This window comes from Metapseudomonas resinovorans (genome assembly GCF_002003485.1).
GTDB classification, from domain to species: domain Bacteria; phylum Pseudomonadota; class Gammaproteobacteria; order Pseudomonadales; family Pseudomonadaceae; genus Metapseudomonas; species Metapseudomonas resinovorans_D.
On the sequence record NZ_BDMA01000003.1, the window covers coordinates 1 to 16,785 of the forward strand.

General features: G+C 62.3%; 17 protein-coding genes and 1 other RNA gene. 2 read left to right on the forward strand and 16 right to left on the reverse strand.

The genetic code is table 11. The features are described from left to right. Positions 1-242: 242 nt before the first annotated feature. Both ffs and MnOB_RS29750 read right to left on the reverse strand, forming a co-directional pair. Positions 243-339, reverse strand: an RNA gene (gene ffs, locus MnOB_RS00930) — signal recognition particle sRNA small type. Positions 340-443: 104 nt separating this feature from the next. Then, entirely contained in the window at positions 444-2,078 is a 1,635-nt protein-coding gene (locus MnOB_RS29750; RefSeq protein ID WP_077520907.1) for a methyl-accepting chemotaxis protein, read from the reverse strand. A gap of 341 nt (positions 2,079-2,419) precedes the next feature. Here MnOB_RS29750 and MnOB_RS00940 point away from each other — a divergent pair, with 341 nt between their 5' ends. Then, a complete protein-coding gene (locus tag MnOB_RS00940; RefSeq protein WP_077520910.1) occupies positions 2,420-2,701 on the forward strand; it encodes an HU family DNA-binding protein in 282 nt (93 codons plus the stop codon). Positions 2,702-2,749: 48 nt separating this feature from the next. On the opposite strand, the gene MnOB_RS00945 is transcribed toward MnOB_RS00940, so the two are convergent. The 14 genes from MnOB_RS00945 to MnOB_RS01010 form a co-directional block, all read right to left on the reverse strand. Beyond that, the gene (locus MnOB_RS00945) at positions 2,750-3,796 is read right to left on the reverse strand and encodes a tetratricopeptide repeat protein (protein WP_077520913.1); all 1,047 of its coding nucleotides are present in this window, start codon (positions 3,794-3,796) and stop codon (positions 2,750-2,752) included. A gap of 1 nt (position 3,797) precedes the next feature. Then, the gene (locus tag MnOB_RS00950) at positions 3,798-4,766 is read right to left on the reverse strand and encodes a type II secretion system F family protein (RefSeq protein ID WP_077520916.1); all 969 of its coding nucleotides are present in this window, start codon (positions 4,764-4,766) and stop codon (positions 3,798-3,800) included. 27 nt (positions 4,767-4,793) lie between these two features. Then, positions 4,794-5,780: a type II secretion system F family protein gene (locus MnOB_RS00955; protein WP_077520919.1), complete on the reverse strand. Its 987-nt coding sequence runs from the start codon at positions 5,778-5,780 to the stop codon at positions 4,794-4,796. A 4-nt stretch (positions 5,781-5,784) separates the two neighbouring features. Further along, positions 5,785-7,215 (reverse strand): TadA family conjugal transfer-associated ATPase, encoded by a 1,431-nt coding sequence (locus MnOB_RS00960; RefSeq protein ID WP_077520922.1) that lies wholly within the window; start codon positions 7,213-7,215, stop codon positions 5,785-5,787. Positions 7,216-7,218: 3 nt separating this feature from the next. Next, a complete protein-coding gene (locus MnOB_RS00965) occupies positions 7,219-8,436 on the reverse strand; it encodes an AAA family ATPase (protein WP_077520924.1) in 1,218 nt (405 codons plus the stop codon). Then, positions 8,430-8,933, reverse strand: a complete 504-nt coding sequence (locus MnOB_RS00970; protein WP_077520927.1) for a TadE/TadG family type IV pilus assembly protein — start codon at positions 8,931-8,933, stop codon at positions 8,430-8,432. The genes MnOB_RS00965 and MnOB_RS00970 overlap by 7 nt, the downstream gene beginning before the upstream one ends. Then, positions 8,933-9,409: a TadE/TadG family type IV pilus assembly protein gene (locus tag MnOB_RS00975; RefSeq protein ID WP_077520930.1), complete on the reverse strand. Its 477-nt coding sequence runs from the start codon at positions 9,407-9,409 to the stop codon at positions 8,933-8,935. Before MnOB_RS00975 ends, MnOB_RS00970 begins: the two co-directional genes overlap by 1 nt. A gap of 9 nt (positions 9,410-9,418) precedes the next feature. Next, on the reverse strand, positions 9,419-10,738 hold the full coding sequence (locus tag MnOB_RS00980) for a Tad domain-containing protein (protein ID WP_234358180.1): 1,320 nt from the start codon (positions 10,736-10,738) through the stop codon (positions 9,419-9,421). Between the two features lie 71 nt (positions 10,739-10,809). Then, positions 10,810-11,085 (reverse strand): hypothetical protein, encoded by a 276-nt coding sequence (locus tag MnOB_RS00985; RefSeq protein WP_077520935.1) that lies wholly within the window; start codon positions 11,083-11,085, stop codon positions 10,810-10,812. Positions 11,086-11,099: 14 nt separating this feature from the next. Beyond that, entirely contained in the window at positions 11,100-12,608 is a 1,509-nt protein-coding gene (locus MnOB_RS00990) for a type II and III secretion system protein family protein (RefSeq protein WP_077520938.1), read from the reverse strand. A 52-nt stretch (positions 12,609-12,660) separates the two neighbouring features. Beyond that, entirely contained in the window at positions 12,661-13,461 is an 801-nt protein-coding gene (gene cpaB, locus MnOB_RS00995; protein WP_077520941.1) for a Flp pilus assembly protein CpaB, read from the reverse strand. Between the two features lie 12 nt (positions 13,462-13,473). Next, positions 13,474-14,796: a P-loop NTPase family protein gene (locus MnOB_RS01000; RefSeq protein WP_077520943.1), complete on the reverse strand. Its 1,323-nt coding sequence runs from the start codon at positions 14,794-14,796 to the stop codon at positions 13,474-13,476. Positions 14,797-14,811: 15 nt separating this feature from the next. Beyond that, positions 14,812-15,330: an A24 family peptidase gene (locus MnOB_RS01005; RefSeq protein WP_077520946.1), complete on the reverse strand. Its 519-nt coding sequence runs from the start codon at positions 15,328-15,330 to the stop codon at positions 14,812-14,814. A gap of 24 nt (positions 15,331-15,354) precedes the next feature. Continuing rightward, on the reverse strand, positions 15,355-15,546 hold the full coding sequence (locus MnOB_RS01010; protein ID WP_077520950.1) for a Flp family type IVb pilin: 192 nt from the start codon (positions 15,544-15,546) through the stop codon (positions 15,355-15,357). Positions 15,547-15,918: 372 nt separating this feature from the next. Here MnOB_RS01010 and MnOB_RS01015 point away from each other — a divergent pair, with 372 nt between their 5' ends. Continuing rightward, positions 15,919-16,782, forward strand: coding sequence for a helix-turn-helix transcriptional regulator (locus MnOB_RS01015; protein ID WP_077520953.1), 864 nt, complete (start codon positions 15,919-15,921; stop codon positions 16,780-16,782). Positions 16,783-16,785 lie beyond the last annotated feature (3 nt).

The window sequence follows — 16,785 nt, forward strand, 5'->3', positions numbered from 1 at the left end:
GTGATCAAGCGCATGGCCTACGGCTATCGGGACAGCGACTTCTTTTTCATGAAAATCAAAGCCGCCTTCCCCGGTAATCCGTGAAGAACCAGATAAAAGCCGGGTAATTGAAACGAATGTAGGGCGAACGGATACGATGCTTCGCGCGGCGCACCAATCAGGTGTACCACTACACTGTTCCACTCTTGGATTTTTCGACGGGGAAAGTCTTTTAGAATTAAAGACTTAGGAATTGGAGGTGACCCCACCAGCCACACCCCGGCACACGATTTCACCGCTGCGGCTGCTCCCTTCCGGGCCTGACCGGGTTCACGGCTGATCGTTGCGGGGGGACCGGCAGGGCCACCATCACGCAGCTCGCCAGATCGGCGAGCCGCGCCATTGTACCGGCTCTTCGCCAACTTACAACCGCTAAAAACGGTTTCCTTACAAGCACTTGCGAATCAGACCCGGAAGCGCCCCACCAATTGGGCCAAGCCGCTGGAAAGCTGGGAAAGGTGCTGGCTGGCCTGGGTGCTCTGTTCCGACGTCTGCGCCGCCTCGTTGGAGAGATCGCGAATATCGCTGATATTGCGCGCGATTTCCTCGGTAACGCTGCTCTGTTCTTCGCAGGCAGTGGCGATCTGCGCCGCCATGTCGTTGATCCGCTGCACCGAGTCGCCCGTGTCGGTCAGGGCCTGGTCGACACCCGCCGCACGCTCCACGCTGTCCCGCGCTTTCAGGCTGCCCGTGCGCATGGCCTTGACCGCTTCCTGCACGCCAGCCTGCAGACGCTCGATCATCAGCTGGATGTCCTTGGTGGAGTCCTGGGTCCGGGCCGCCAGGGCGCGTACCTCGTCCGCGACCACGGCGAATCCCCTGCCCTGCTCGCCGGCCCGCGCGGCTTCGATGGCGGCGTTCAGCGCAAGCAGGTTGGTCTGGTCGGCGATACCCTTGATCACTGCGAGTACGGCACCGATGTTGGCGGTTTCCTGCTCCAGGGTGCCGATGGTGGTAGAGGCGTTTTCCACCTCCACGGCCAACTGACGGATGACGGCGACAGTCGCCCCAACCACTTGCGCCCCTTCCCGGGACTGTTCCTCGGCGAATCGAGCCGCGTCCGCCGCGTTCTGGGCATTGCGCGCCACTTCGTGAACAGCCGCGCTCATTTCGGTGGCGGCGGTGCTGACCTGATCCACGGCAGCATGCTCGCTGCTGATCAGGCGGTCGTTGGCCGCCGCGAGCCCGGCAAGGCTGCGCGCGGAATCAGCGACTTCTCCGGTTACCCGGCTCACCTCACGGATCAGCGGTTGAAGCTTGTCGAGGAAGCGATTGAAGGCATGGCTGAGCTTGCCCAGTTCGTCCCTCGACAACACATCCAGTCGCACCCGCAGGTCACCGTCGCCGTCGGCGATCTGCTCAATGCGTTCCAGCAGGTGGTGCAAAGGCCGGGTCACCAGTACCGGGAAGCCGATGACCAGCACCCCGCACAGGGCCAGGCCGATGGCGATAGCCAGCCCCTGCTGCCAGGTACGGGCATCCCCAAGCGCGATGGCCGCCTGCCCTTCGGCATTGGCGGCGTTGTCTTCCAACTCGCCAAGCTTGTCGATGGCATCGCGCATGGCCTCGAACTGGCGCTCGCTGTCACCGAAACTGAGGGCGCTGGCCGCAGCCGGGTCCTGGGCCGACAGGTTCACCACCTGCTGTGAGGTCGCTTTCCACTGGGCGAATCCCCGGTCGAACTGGGCCACCAGTTGCTGGGCATCGGCGCTCGCATCCATCGCTGCGTACTTGTGCACCCGGTCGTAAGCCTGCTGCAGATTTTCCGCATGGTCCGCCTTGAGTGCCTGGACGTGCTCGCCGGCGGCCTCATCCAGCAGGCTGCGCTCTGCGATGAAGGCCTGGTAGAGGTCACGGTCGGCGTTGAGCAGCAGGCTGATGGCAGGCAGGTAACGGTTGGTCAGCTGCTTGCTGGAGTCGGCAGCCTGGCCGATACCCTGCATACCGAGGCCGCCCACCAGCACCATGAGCAGCGCCAGCACCAGGATCGGCAAAGCGACTTTCCAACGGAAACCCAGATCGGCGAAGGCACGTAGCATGGCGGCTCTCCTTAGCGCTTGGCATCTCTAGGCCAAGCGTAGTCGTTCAAGGGAATTCAGGGCCCACACGCGATGCTGCGGACTTCGAGATTCGTAGACGACGGCTCGGAGAATCCGGTGACGTCCTGTCGTCGGCTGCCGGGACCGACGACAGGTTGCGTCAAATCGACGCAAAGACGGGGTTTGCGCACAGGCTCTGCAATCCTTTTGTGCTAGCTTCCCCAGCGGTCGCGGTTCGCATCTACACCCCATGCCGCACTTCCAGTCGCTCCGCTGGTCTCATCAGGGCCGGCGCGACCGGCAAGGCCACAAGCCAGACACCTATTGAATGGAGCAACACCATGGCACTCACCAAAGACCAGCTGATCTCTGACATCGCAGAAGCCACCGACACCACCAAGGCCGCTGTACGCGCCATGCTGGACCAGCTCAGCGAGATCGTCAGCGATTCCCTGGAGAACAGCGATGAGATCACCCTGCCGGGGATCGGCAAGCTGAAGGTAGGCGACCGCCCCGCCCGCACCGGCCGCAACCCGCAGACCGGCAAGACCATCGAGATCGCCGCGAAGAAAGTGGTCAAGTTCGTTCCGGCCAAGGCCCTGACCGACGCGGTCAACAAGTAATGCAAAAGGGGCAGGCCCAAGGCCTGCCCCTTTCCATCTTCTTCCGGTCTATGGCAACCCGACCGGACGCACCTCCGCTCCCGGAATCACTGCCACCGGCTCCCCTACCGATGTGCCGCCACTCATCCCGCGCAGGCGTCGAACCTGCTGGACCCTATTGAGATTGTCCCAAGCCGTTTCGTAGTGCGCCGGCGATTGATCGATCGCACTGCGGAAGAACTGCTCCGCCTCATCCAGCTTGCCCTCAACCAGACAGATATAGCCAACGTCGTTGCTCGCCTCGGCACGCTTCTCCACTTGCTCGAAGGCCGATATCGCTTCCTCGTAACGCCCCGCCCGCGCCAGCAACAGGCCATAGTTGCGCCATAACGGATGGTAGGCCGGCTCGTAGCTGATGCCTTGCTTGTAGGCCCGCTCGGCCTGATCCCAATGCCCGGCCAGGTAGTAGGAGTAGCCAAGACTGTTCTGCACCATGGGTGAGCGCGGTTCGATGCGCATGGCCAGGCGGTAGAAACCTTCCGCCACAGCGAAGTCCTCGCGCAGATCGGCCAACACCCCCAGGCCGTTGTAAACACGCACCGGCGATTTGCTATCGACCTTGAGACTGGCCACGTCCGAAAGGCCGACCTTGCCACTGCTGCCCTGGCGAACCTGATCCTGGCCTACAGCGCGAAGGAGGAATTCCTGGGCTTCCTCGTGATGGCGCACGGCAAGATGTAGCAGCCCCGTCTCGGCCAAGGCGCCAACATTATTCGGGTCCTTCTCCAGCACGTCGGCGAAGGCCATCTCCGCGAGTTGGCTGTTGCCCCGCTCGCGATGGATACGACCGACCCAGACCAGTGCGTCATAGCGTTGCGGGTCCAGTTCGAAGGCACGTAGATACTGGAACAGTGACTGATCCAGATCGCCGGCCTGATAAGACCTGGCCGCCATACGCATGGCCTGGTCCGGGGAATCCACCTGGCTCTGCACCTGGTAAAGCACGGAGTTGTCACCGCGGTAGACAGACTGGATCCCACTGGCTTTCTCCGGCGCCATGTTCTGGCATCCTGACAGCACGGCCAGCATGGCCAACAACAGACTGGTCTTGTTCATGTCATTGCATTCCGAAGGCTCTGAGAACCCCAATGACTGCGGGGCCTATGGCCACCAAGAAGAAGCTGGGCCATAGGCAGAAGATTAGCGGGAACACCAGTTTGGTCCCGATCTTGGCGGCCCGCTCCTCGGCTGCCTGGGTACGCCGGTCGCGAAACTCGTCGGAGTAGATACGCAGGGTATCCGCCACACTCGTACCAAATCGGATGCTCTGCGACAACAGACTCACGAGACCGTGCAAATCATCCAGCCCGGTGCGGTCCGCCAGATGCTTGAGAGCCTGTGCACTCGGGATACCTGCTCGTATCTCGGCGTTGACCAGCGCCAGCTCTTCGGCCAGCTCCGACTGGCTCACCGCCATCTCGTCGGCCACCCGCTCAATGGCCTGGGGCAGCGCCAGGCCCGATTCCACGCAAACTACCATCAGGTCAAGGGCATCGGGAAAGGCAGCGCGCAACCGACCTATACGTGCGTCCTTGCGACGCTCCACCACAATCGCTGGCACCAGCCAGCCCAATGCCGCTGCGGAAACCACCACCAGCAATACAAGGTTTAACGAGAGCTTGGGCAGCATCGGCATCGCTATGACAGCCAGCGCCAACATCAACAATGGCAAGAGCAAGCGCACGGCCCAGTAAACCTGCACCGCCGATGCCGACCGATAGCCGGCATGGGTCAGCAACTGGCGGGTTGCGGAGGCCTTGCGCTCCTCACCCGTGCCTAGATGACGTCCGACCTGTTCCAGCATCAGTTGCAGGTTGCTCACCGGACGCTGCCCCGCAGCGGCGCCGTCACGACCGCGTTTGATTAGTGCAAGTCGCCGGTGCAGCGGGCTTTGCAGGCCTATCAAGAGTATGCCAAAAGTGACCACGGCTAACGTCGCACTGAGTGCCACCGCAGCCAGGAAGACCAGTCGCGCCACTTGAGGGTTGCCCACCAAGCCATTGATCAATCCGAGCAGGTAGTCCATGGTTTACGCCTCCTCGCCGACAGCCCATCAGACCTGGATCCGGATGATCCGGCGAATCCAGAAAATACCCACGATCATGGCGACGAAGGCATAAATGATCATCTTCTGTCCCAAGGGGTCATTAAGCAGAACCGGCATGTACTGCGGCGTTGTAAGCATGATCCCCGCCGCCAGTACAAAGGGTACTGCCACCAGCACCCACGCTGAGATCCGCCCCTCCGCCGACAACGTCTTGACCTTGCGCTGGAAACGGAAGCGCCCCCGAATCAGGCGACTCAAGCGCTCAAGCACCTCGGTAAGGTTGCCGCCGGACTCGCGGTGGATCAGCACGGACGTCACCAGCATCATCACCGTCATGCTCGGCATCCTCTCCAGCAGGCCCAGCATGGCCCGGCGCACATCATTGCCATAGTTCATGTCGGCGAAGGTCAGGCCGAACTCCTCGGCCACCGGGCCCTTGTGCTCTTCCGCCACCAGACGCAGGGTTTCATTGAACGGGTGCCCGGCACGCAGCGCGCGGCACATGGCATCGAGCGCATCGGGCAGGCCGTCTTCGAAGGCTGCGAAGCGGGAGTTGCGATCCCTGGCGATCTTCAGCAACGGCAGACAGAACGCCAGCGCGCCAAAAACCGGCGCCAGCCACCAGAGTTTGAACAGCAACCAGGCGCCAGCGCCCACGGCCAGCGCGACGCTCAGGCAAATCCACGCTACCCGGTAGGCCGGGTATTCATGACCGGACTGCTCAATCATCTGTGCCAGCCGCTCCATCAGCGGCAATTGCTCCAACTTCGCCTCAATGGGCGAAAGACGCTTGAGGTACTTCTGGCGAAGCACCGTCTGCATGTTCGGCACGTTACTGGCGTGTTCAAGAATGTTGAGGCGTGCACGTATCCGACGACGTACTTTGCTCGCTTCGCCAAAGACCGGCACCACTAGCCCCTGGCTGAGTAAGAACGCGGCTACGAAAACCATTCCAAGGAAGACAAGTATGAACTCGGCAGGTATCTGGTGCATGGTCCTATACCTCCATCCATTCCGGGCGGAACAGGTTCAGCGGCAACTCAATGCCCCGCTTGGCCAGCACATCGCGGAAATGCGGCACCATACCGCTGGGGCGGAAGTCTCCCAGCACTTCACCGTGCTCCCCGATGCCGCGGCGATCGAACCCGAAGATTTCGGTCATGGTGATGATCTCGCCCTCCATGCCATTGATCTCCTGCACGCTGACCAACCGGCGCTTGCCGTCTTCCTGGCGCTCCAATTGGATGACGACGTCAATCGCCGAGGCGATTTGCTGACGCAGCGCCTTTATTGGAAAGGTGGCGCCAGTCATGGACACCATGTTCTCGATGCGACCAAGGGCATCACGCGCCGTGTTGGCGTGGATCGTTGTGAGTGAACCGTCGTGCCCGGTATTCATCGCCGTCAGCATGTCCATGGCCTCAGCGCCGCGGACTTCGCCGATGACGATTCGGTCCGGACGCATGCGCAGGCTGTTACGCACCAGTTCACGCTGGCTCACCTCTCCGCGCCCTTCGATATTCGCCGGTCGGGTCTCCAGGCGTACCACGTGCGGCTGCTGCAGTTGCAACTCAGCCGAGTCTTCGATCGTAACGATGCGTTCGTTTTGCGGGATGAAGCTGGACAGTACGTTGAGCATGGTGGTCTTACCGGTGCCGGTGCCGCCGGAAACCAGCACGTTGAGCCGACCGCGCACGATGGCTTTCAGTACCAGCGCGATGGCCGGCGTCAGTGTGCCCATCTGGACGAGGCTTTCAGTGTTCAGCAGATCCACAGCGAAGCGGCGGATCGACAAGCTCGGCCCGTCGATGGCCAGCGGCGGGATGATGGCGTTGACCCGCGAGCCGTCCTTCAGGCGTGCATCCACCAAAGGCGACGATTCGTCGATACGCCGCCCCAGACCGGAGACGATGCGGTCGATGATATTCAGCAGATGCTGGTCGTCACGGAAATGTACGTCAGTGCGTTGCAGCTTGCCGTGGCGCTCGACGTACACCGCGCCGTGGCCATTGACCAGGATGTCGGACACGCTGTGATCCGCCAGCAATGGCTCCAGGGGCCCAAGGCCGAGCACTTCGTCGGTGATCTGCTTGATGATCAATTGACGGCAGCCCGAACTCACTGGCGCCTGGTGCTCGTCCAGCAGGCGCGAGCAAATTTCACGGATCTGCCGCGCAGCCTCGGCTGGTTCCAGAGCGTCCAGCAGTGAAAGATCCATGACCTTGAGCAACTGCTGGTAGATGCGTTCACGCCAGTCGGCTTCCACTGAACTCAGGTGAGTGCGAGTTTCATAGGGTTGGTCTGGCGCACAGACCTCCCAGGCCATCAGGTTGTTGCCCTGTTCGTCCTCCTCGCCTCCCTGGGGCTGGTTGGCGCTGGACTTTTTGGCTGCGGGCTGGCGCAGTCTGTTGCGGAAATCGCTGAGCATGATCTACTCCCCAAACAGTCGGCCGAAGGTACGTTTCAACAGCCCCTGGCTGGCACCCTCTGCTCCTGCCAGGTCTTCGCACAAAGCTCGCAGCGCCAAGGTCACCGGCGCCCGCGGTGAATGCATCGCCAGCGGCACACCGGTGTTCTGGCTTTCGCTGACCACCGCGTAATCGTTGGGCAGCTTCTGTACGTCCGAACAACGCAAGGTTTCAGCAATATCCTTGAGCGTCACCGGTGAAGCCTTGTTGTAGCGGTTGACTACCACCTGCAGACGGTTGCCCTGCAGACCAAGGTCGTCTCGCAGGATGCGCACCAGGCGGGTGGCATCCTTGAGATGACTGAGACTCTGCTGCACCACGATCAGCACCCGGTCGGCCTGCTCCAGGGTGACACCCGTGAGGTGATCGATCTGCCGTGGCAAGTCCACCACCACCCAGTCGTAGGTGCTGCGGGACAGGCGCAGCAATGCCTCCAGCTGCTCCAGACGCACGTCCTGCGTCAGGCAGAGCTCATCGGAGCGGCCGCCAAGAACGTGTAAGGTCGGGCTGAAGTGACTACAGAAGCCACGCAATGCCATGCCGTCCAGCTCCTCGACCTGCTGTAACACGTCCAGGTGGCTGTGGCCGGGGTGAACATCCAGGTAATGGGCGGCGCTGCCGAATTGCAGGTCGAGGTCAAGCAGCAAGGTGCCCGCGCCGCGGCTACTGAGTTGCTGTGCCAAGTTGCAAGCCAGCAGCGTGGCGCCGGAGCCACCTTTGGCATTGATCACTGCCACTACCTGACCACCGCCATTGGTACCGGCGCTAGACTCTTGCACAAGGCGCCAGAGCGCCGCGCGCAGGTCGTCCTCGGTGACCGGTTCGGGGAGGAAGTCGCGGGCTCCAGCCTGCATGGCCAGCCGCATGCCCTCGCGCTCATCCAGAGGGCCGCAGACTAGAAGTGGCGGCCGCTCGTGGGCGGGGCGCTGGAGCAGCGCCGCGAGCTCCTCGCGCCACAGATGGCTGACCCGCAGCAGCAGCAGGTCGGGCTTCTGCTCCAGGCCATAGAGCGGATCGGTGTGGCCATTGGTGACTAGCCGGGTGCTCACCAACAGCCCCGATAAACGCTGGCAATAGCCCTGCAGGTGGCGCAGCGCCGCAGCGTCGCGACTGCTGATAAGCAGGCGCTGGCTAGACTTTCCAGTGCCCTGCACAGGCGCGGTTTCTCTGATCTTCAGCATGGCGTGATCCCCGGGGCAACGCCGACCTCGGCATGACGGCCGAGGCTTTCGCGCGGCATGGTCGACCTGAACGCCGGGAGCGTGAAGCTTCCGCCGAATCCGGGGATCAGGAAGTCGAAGGTGAAGCTCTGCAGGCGCAACTCGACATAGCGGATGGCGCGGAAGCCACTGGCACCAACGAGATCATTGGGACTGGCGACAGTGGCACCGTTCTGGTCCAAGTAGACAAGGCTGAGGTCAGCCGTCTCCAGGTCATTGATCAGGCTGCTGGCACCGCTATCGGTTGCCGCGTTGAAGATGGCGCGACGCAGAACTACCGGATCGCTGATATCGCATACCGCGGCCAGACGGGCCCCGCGTCGCACGGTTTCGTTCAGGGCATTGATGGTGAAAAACAGCCGCCCCATTTCCAATACTGAAAACAACACGAAAAACAGCAGCAGCCCGACAAGGGCGAACTCAACCGTGTAGGTCCCGCGCATCCGCCCGATGTTCATCACAGCGCCCTCATTACAGTGGTGGCCACCAGCGGGAAATCCAGCCTGATTGCGCGCCCGACAAGAGCTGGCAATCCGTTGCCGATCACGGGTTGGAAGGTGTAGCTGATGCTCACCTGCACGTGGTCGGTGGTGCCGGCCACGGCGGTGACCTGCACGTTGGCGGTACTCAGCCCCGGTACCAGCGGCTGCATCCCCGTGCGCACCACAGGCGAGCCGTAGACCACCAGGTTCTGGGTCTCTGTGCGCAGGGCAGCAGTGACATCGACCCGCCCCAGGGTGTGGTTGTAGGCGTTGGCGGCGACATAACGCACAGCATCGCGATTGGCCTGCAGCAGGCTGTTGTACTGCAACAGCATGCGACCGAACTCGGCTACGGCGAACAGCAGCAACAGCAGCAGCGGCAAGGCGATGGCGAATTCCACCATCGCTGCACCGTTCTGGCTGCGCTTCCCGTTGTAGGCATGATGTCCCATGGCGGCCCCCTACGAGTCGGTGCTCGGCGTGCGGCTGTCGTCAATATAGGTTTTGTACAGCTGGATGATCTGCGGGCCGAATTCGGTGGCGGGGGTTGGCCCGGGCTGGTCGTCGCCCTCGCATTCGCGAACGAACTGGCCGAGCAGCCAGGCGCTGCCGCCTTGCTGATCCATGGGCTGGAGCACGAAGAAGCAGCCGAAACCCAGCACCGGTACCGACGCAGTGCCGCCATCGGTACCAGAGCAGCTGCCAATGACGATCTTCAGCATGCGCCGTTCGAATACTCCGTTGCTGCGGCACCCCGAAGCCGAGGGATTATCGACACAGGACGCCGTGCGGGTCCGCCAGTCGTTGTAATCGAATAGGGAAGCTCCACCGGTGGTGGCGAGGTTGCCGTTGGCATCGCTGCTCACCTGACCACCTCCACTGCCCAGGTAATTCACGACGCCGGTATCCAGGTTGGGCTCCAGGGCGCCCTTGCCGTTTCCGAGCTTGTTGTAGTCCACCACCAGATCCGGCGGATAACTGCTCTCGGAAAGGCCTCCCCCCTGGTAATCGCCGAACCGGGTATTGAGACCTTGCACTGAGGGCCCAACAGTGTTGCCCGGCTTTGTCGCGACGTTCTCGCCGATGTTCGGGCAAACCGTTCCGCCTCCTGCCAGCGACTCCCGCACCGTACTCCCGCCCGAGCCGAAGTCCAGCAGCTGGAAGTTGCCCGGACCAATGCCGGAGGTATTGTTCTTGGAGGTCTTCAAGACTTCCAGATCGCCAAGTCGGTAGCCCCAATAGAGGCCATTGGCCGGGTCATGCTGGCCAGCAGCATTGTTGCCACAAACCATCACCGGGGCCAGGTCGCAAGGGCTGGTGGGACTGGGGCCCGCCGTGGCGATGGCGGCCACGGCCTTGCCCGTACCGACCCCGCCGATGAGCTCCAGTGCGCCCCAGAGAATTCCCGTCAACGGGTATCTGGGGACGGATACGCGCACATAGCGCGGGCTGCTTCCCACCGGACCTGCAACGGTGAAGGGGCCGTAGACGCTAGCCGACTGGGTAACGACGACGAAACTGGTGTTGGCGGTCAGCGCCGTGGCCAGTTCGCGATTTCCTGTGGCCGCAGCATTGAGTGCCAGGGTGTCCAGCGCTGCCTCCCGAGCCAAACGCGCGGCGTCCGGAGACCCCTGAACCTGACTGAGGGTCTTGGCGCCGCTGAGGGCGGCGGCATCCACCGCGTTCTGCAGGCGAGTCTTGTTCACAAGCATGTGGCCGCCATCCAGCGCCAGGGCGGCCATCGCCACCAGGGCAATCATGGCCACCGCTAACAGCGCCATGACCGAACCCCGTTGGCGCCGGGGCAAGGCGCAATTTCTTCCGGGGATTTTCGGGTTCATGGCTGCGGGCCTCAATCGTTACCGATATTGATCTGGATGGGCTGGCCGACCTGCTTGGCATCACCCTTGACGCCGCGATAGCTGTCAATGACGCGTTCGGTAAGGGCGCCATCCATCCCGGCGGGCGATACCTCGGTGCCGGGGTTGGCAGCGTGCTCCTTGTCGGCGATCTGCTGGTAGGTGGTCTGGTAGACGCTGTAGCCCGGACTGCCGACGCGGCCTTCCTCATAGGTCATGACGCAGCCGCTGCACAACGCCACCAGGCAGAACGAGATGATCGGTTTCATGGTCATATCTCCGGCTACTTGAGGTCGTGGCCGAACCGGCCTTCGCTGACGCCCAGACTCACCGGCACCGCTCGCCCGGCTTCGCGGCCCTTGGTCTTGCCGAGCAGGTAGAAATCCAGGTCGCTGGGCTCGACGAACTTCTCGGTCGGCAGGCGCACGGTCTTGGCATCGATGGGTTTGGCCAGGTGTGGGGTGACCAGGATCACCAGTTCGGTTTCACCGTTCTGGAACTGCTGGCTGCGGAACAGGTGGCCGAGCACTGGGATGTCGCCCAGCCCCGGGAAACGACTGACGAAGTCTCGGGTGTTCTCGCTGATCAGGCCGGCGATGGCGATGGTCTGGCCATTGCCCAGTTCGACCGTGGACTGCGCACTTCGCTTGGTCAGGGAGGGAATGATCTGGGCGACGCCATCACCCAGCACGCTGTCCAGGCCGGTATCCAGCACCAGGGAATTGGCGTTGGACAACTCGCTCACCGAGACATTGAGGTTGAGGTTGATACGCCCTTCATCCAGCACCACCGGGAGGAACTTCACCCCGACGCCGAACTCCTTGAACTCGATGGTGATGCCTTCATCCTCGGTGATCGGGACGGGGAACTCACCGCCCGAAATGAACTCGGCCTGCTGCCCACTGAGCGTGGTCAGGGTGGGCTCGGCGAGTACCTTGGCCGAACCGTTGTCCTTAGCAGCCTCCAGTACCACGTTGAAGAGGAACTCGTCGGAGAGGAATTGGGCAAGGAAGCCCTTGCCATTGCCGAACAGCGTGGTCGGATCGACGTTGCCATCGGCATCGAATCCCAGCCCTTGGCCATTGTTGAATCCACCCGTAGACCAGCGGCTGGAGGAGCCGAAATCTAGAGCGTTGAAGCGTACGTCCAGGCTCTTGAACAGGCTGCGTTGCATCTCGGCGACCTTGACTTCCAGCATGACCTGTTGGGTGCCGCCGACACTGAGCAGGTTGATCACTTCAAGCGACTGCGCCGGGGCCAATTTAGCGGCCTCTCCCTCGCCCTGTACAACGCTGGAAGTCTGAGCGGCGTAGGACTTGGCTACCTTGACTGCGGTATCCATAACCGAGGCGTTGCTGACCTGACCACGCAGCACCAGGGAGCCTTGGGCACTGAACACTTCGATGCGCTCGTTGGGCATGAGCTGGTGCAGTTTTTCCTTGAGGCCGCCCAGGTCGTGCACCACGTCCAGGTCGAGGCTGTCGATCAGACGGTTGTTGTTGTCCCACAGCAGCACATTGGTGCTGCCCAGGGAGCGCCCCAGCAGGTAAAGCTGGTTGGGCGTGGTCATGAGAATGTCGGCGATCTCTGGATTGCCCACCGATATGCGCTTGACCGCTGTGCGAGTGGTGAGGATGCGTGCTTTGTAGATGGGAACCTGGATGTGGCCATTGTTGGCGGCGGCCATTCCCACCACTTGCCCGGAGGGCTGCGCCGCAGGCACGGGAGCCGGCAGCACAGTCCAGGCCAGCAGCAGTACTGCCAGGGCCCCTAGTTTCCGAATGCCTTGCATATCCCTTTCCTCCTCTGACTGACCGCAACTACGCCGGCTGGCTGGGGCCCGGCTAGAACTGCGCCTTCGCCACTTTCACTTCGGTGCCACGGATGATGATCACGCCACTAGGGCGTTCCATCCGCCGCACCACGGGACGAGGTGCGGCCGGAGTGGCCGGCGTGGGTTTGGCCGTCGCCACGGCCTCGGTCTTCTTGTGATCGTCCAGGGGGTTGCGCAGAGCCAGTTGCAGGCGGCCCTCGCTCATGGCCTTGACCAAGATCTCGGCTTCCTTGGGGGTCATTTCCAGAGTAACGGCGCGCACCACCACGGGCTGGGTCTTGTCGGTGCTGGCGGTCTGGTCCACAGCAAGGACCCGCAGGTCCTGGAGGATGGTCTTGGACTCACTGTCATTACTGGTGCCGCCAACCTGCCGGGTAGCCAGTACGTCGACACGGTTGCCCGGCAGCAGGAAGCCACCAACGCCCACCACGTCATCGACCCGCACCGAGATCGCACGCTTGTCCGCCTCGATCAGCGAGGCCAAAGTGCTGCCGCCGAGATGCTCGGCCACCCTAGCGCTGCGCAGGATGTCGCCGCGCAGCATGGGGAAGGTGGCGATCTTGCCCACTGCCTTGTCAGTCGCGTCGAGTGCGTCGTCCGGTACCGTTCCCTTGGGCATGCGCACCAGGGTGACCTGCTGGGCCTCGATCATCTGCCCGAACGGTATCTCAAGCGTGGCCACCACCACCGACTGGAGGTTGTCCTCCGGACTGGCATTAAGTTTCGCGCTCAGCCACGTGTTTGCCATCCAGGCGGCGCCGAGGCCCAGCAGCAGGGACAGGGCAACCAGAGTGAAGGTTCGTGCGCTCATGTCGGTCTCTCCTCAGCCAAGGAAATCGAGCTGGACGAAGTAGTTGTGCCAGGCCCATTCCAGGTCCTGCGGCGACAGCGGGCCGGAGCCGTCGAGGTAGCGCTGACGATCCAGCGCCATGCCCAGCAGGTCACGAGGATGGCAAGGCACAAGCGGCATGCCCTGAGGCTCGTAGAGGCCCTGGAGCACGTAGCGCAGCAGGACCGGATCGAAGGGAATCCCCAGCCGTTCGGTCTCCTGACGCCAGATTCGTTCGTATTCCTGGAACTGCAGGTAGTTGAAATGCAGCTTGTAGCCAATGCGCCGGAGAAAGGCTTCGTCGGCCAGTTCCAGCGGATTGAGGTTGGTGGAGAACACCAGGATCAGATCGAAAGGCAACTCGCAGTGACGCCCGCCCCCCAGGTTGAGGAAGTCGCGCTTCTCTTCCATGGGCACGATCCAGCGATTCAGCAGCTCGGCGGGTGCCATGCGCTGGCGACCCATGTCATCGATGATGAACAGTCCATTGCTCGCCTTCAGCTGCAAGGGCGCCTGATACAACCGACTGAACGGGTCATAACGGATATCCAGCTGCTCCATGCTCAGCTCGCCGCCGGTAATCAGGATCGGTCGCTTGCAGCAGAGCAAACGGCGGTCGATACCTTCGTCCAGCAGCAGACGGTTGGACGGGGCGCTATCTTCCAGGCCTTGGTGCACCTGGGGGTCGTAGATCTCTACCACCGCCTCATTGATAGCGATGGCGTAGGGCACCCAGATGACCTCGTCGAACAGCCGGATCAGGCGGCTGCTGATGTAGGTCTTACCGGTACCGGCCGGGCCGTAGATCATGATGGCGCGGCCGGAGTTCATCGCCACGCCTAGCTGGTCCAGCATGCTGTCGGCGAGCACCACATTCTGGAAAGCGCTACGCATGTCGCGCGCGGTCACCCGGCCGTGATGAATGGTCTGGACCTTGAGCAGCGAGCGGTAGGTACTTACCGGGAATGGTGCGGCGCCAATGTAGCCGCTACGAGCCAGGGCGTCGCGGGCTGCACTGCGGCCCCGTTCGGTAAGCCCGTAGCGCAGCGCCTGGCCACCTGCCTGGCCCAGAACTTCGATTCGGCCATCCTTGCGTAGGAAGGTGAGGATCTCTTCCAGCACCGCGCCAGTCAGCGCAAGGCGTTCCACCAGGTGGGGCAGGTCCAGAACCCCAGCGTCGTGAAGGTGCTTGCAGACCAGGTCACCAAGGAAGTTCTCCGCAAGTCCGGTCTCGCGGATATTGCGCGGTGGTGGCGCCAGGCGCTGCACCGCTTCGCGCTCGCTGGGGTAGGCTCCACTATCGCTGACAGCGTACATGATCGGGCTCCCTATCTACTGGCCGAGTGGCTGCCAGAGAACGCTGGCCAGCGTTCCTAGCAACACCGCAATCGCAAAGGGGAAAGGCTTGCCAGCCACTTCGCCGGCTTCCGGAGCGACATAGGTTTGCAGCCTGAGCATTAGCCAGTAACGACCCAGGGTCTTCGACAACTGGCCACGCAGCAGCACAAGAACCAGGCCGCATAGACCGCCGGCCATGAGACTGAACGCGGCGGCCCAGGTCGCCTCCATGGGTGCCAGGAAGGCGCCAGCCATGGCCATCAGCTTAACGTCGCCGGCCGCCATGCCGCGCAGAGCATACAGCGGCAGGAAGGCCGCCAGACCGATCAGCATGCCCAGGACACCGAAGCCCAAGCCGAGGGCCCCCTGGTAGTAGATCTGCCCGGCAATACCCAACCCGAGCCCCAACAGCACTAGGAGATTGGGAATGCGGTGACAGGCAAGGTCGACTATCACCGCGATGCCCAGCAACCCCAGCAGCACGGGGATGGAGGCGAGATGCTCAATGGCCATTGCTGGCGTCCTGGTCCGGACGAGCTAGCAGTTAACGCCGCCAACGGCGGCGCACACTATATTCATCCGAGCTTCCACGCCGAGGCCCAGAGCCGTGAAAGTTGCAGCAACGGCGGCGGTGATCAGCCCACCGGCTACGGCGTACTCGACGATGGTCAGGCCGTCTTCATCTTTCAGGAACTTCATCACCGAAGTCTTGATCGCTTCAAAAGTCATTTCGCCCACCTCACTCAGGTTGTATCCACGGGTCCGACGGCGCTCTATGCCCCGCCTGAGTCCACCCTAGTCATCCCCAAAAGTGGGGAGTTAGGAGTTTTTTGCGGATCGCTAGGACTTTCTTGCAGGTTTCTTCAGGGCGAGGTTAAAAGCGCTCAAGCCCAGCAAGGGCGCGGCTTACAGCCGGGTGACTGGTCGGGTGACGAACGGTAACGAGGGCGTGGAAGCCGCGAAAATTGGGGCACCCACTTTTGGGTAGAACGGTGTTGTTGGACGCGGCTTCTGCTTATAGGGATTGGTTCTTTGGGCGTGATGGCACACTGACAATACTGCAGCTCGGGGAAGCACAATAAATGGGCGCAGGGTTAAAACATGCAGTCGAACTCCGCCGTAGAACCAGTCCTGCTCTGGCTCGACCTCACTCGCGACAGGTCGACGGGCAAACTCATGGAGCGATTTAGTGGCGGGTGCGAGTGCCGGTTGGCCAGCGGCCGAAACGCACCGGGCAAGGAGCAGGTGCGCCAGATCGACATGATCTGCGTGCACTTCGACCGCCCCGATGTGAATGGGCTCAACCTGCTCCTGGAAACCAAGCGCGCCTATCCGTCCATCCCCATCAGCATGTTCACTGTCCAGCATTCAGAAGAGCTGGCGATCTGGGCGATGCGGGCGCGGGTCTGGGAGTTTGTGGTGTTGCCCCTCGCGGCAGAGGACCAGATTCGCTATCTGGAGAGTCTGCAGCAACTCTGTGAAGTGCGCCGCGCGGTCACCAGCCTGGGTCGCAAACCGCTGCTGGAACGCAATCCCCCGCTGCCCGACAGTATTCGCCTGACCAGCAGCCACCAGAAGCACAAGGCCCTGAGCAAGGTGATGCCCTACATCGAGCAGCATTTCCGTGACAGCGTCGACCAGAAGGAACTGGCCCAGCAATGCGGCATGACACCCTTCCGTTTCAGCCGCCTGTTCAAGGAGGTCAACGGCGTGGGTTTCATGGAGTACATCCTCGGCAAGCGCATGGACTTCGCCAAACACTTGCTGGAGAACAGCCAGATGCCGGTGACCAGCATCGGCTACGAAGCGGGCTTCAAGGACCCGTCCTACTTCGCCCGGGCCTTCAAGCAGCTGGCTGGCTGCAGCCCCAGCGAATATCGCCAGAGCTGCCACGCGGCGATGGCGACGGCTCACACCGCCACGCCTGCAGAACTCGATGACGCAACGCTGGGGTTCAGCGCCTGACCG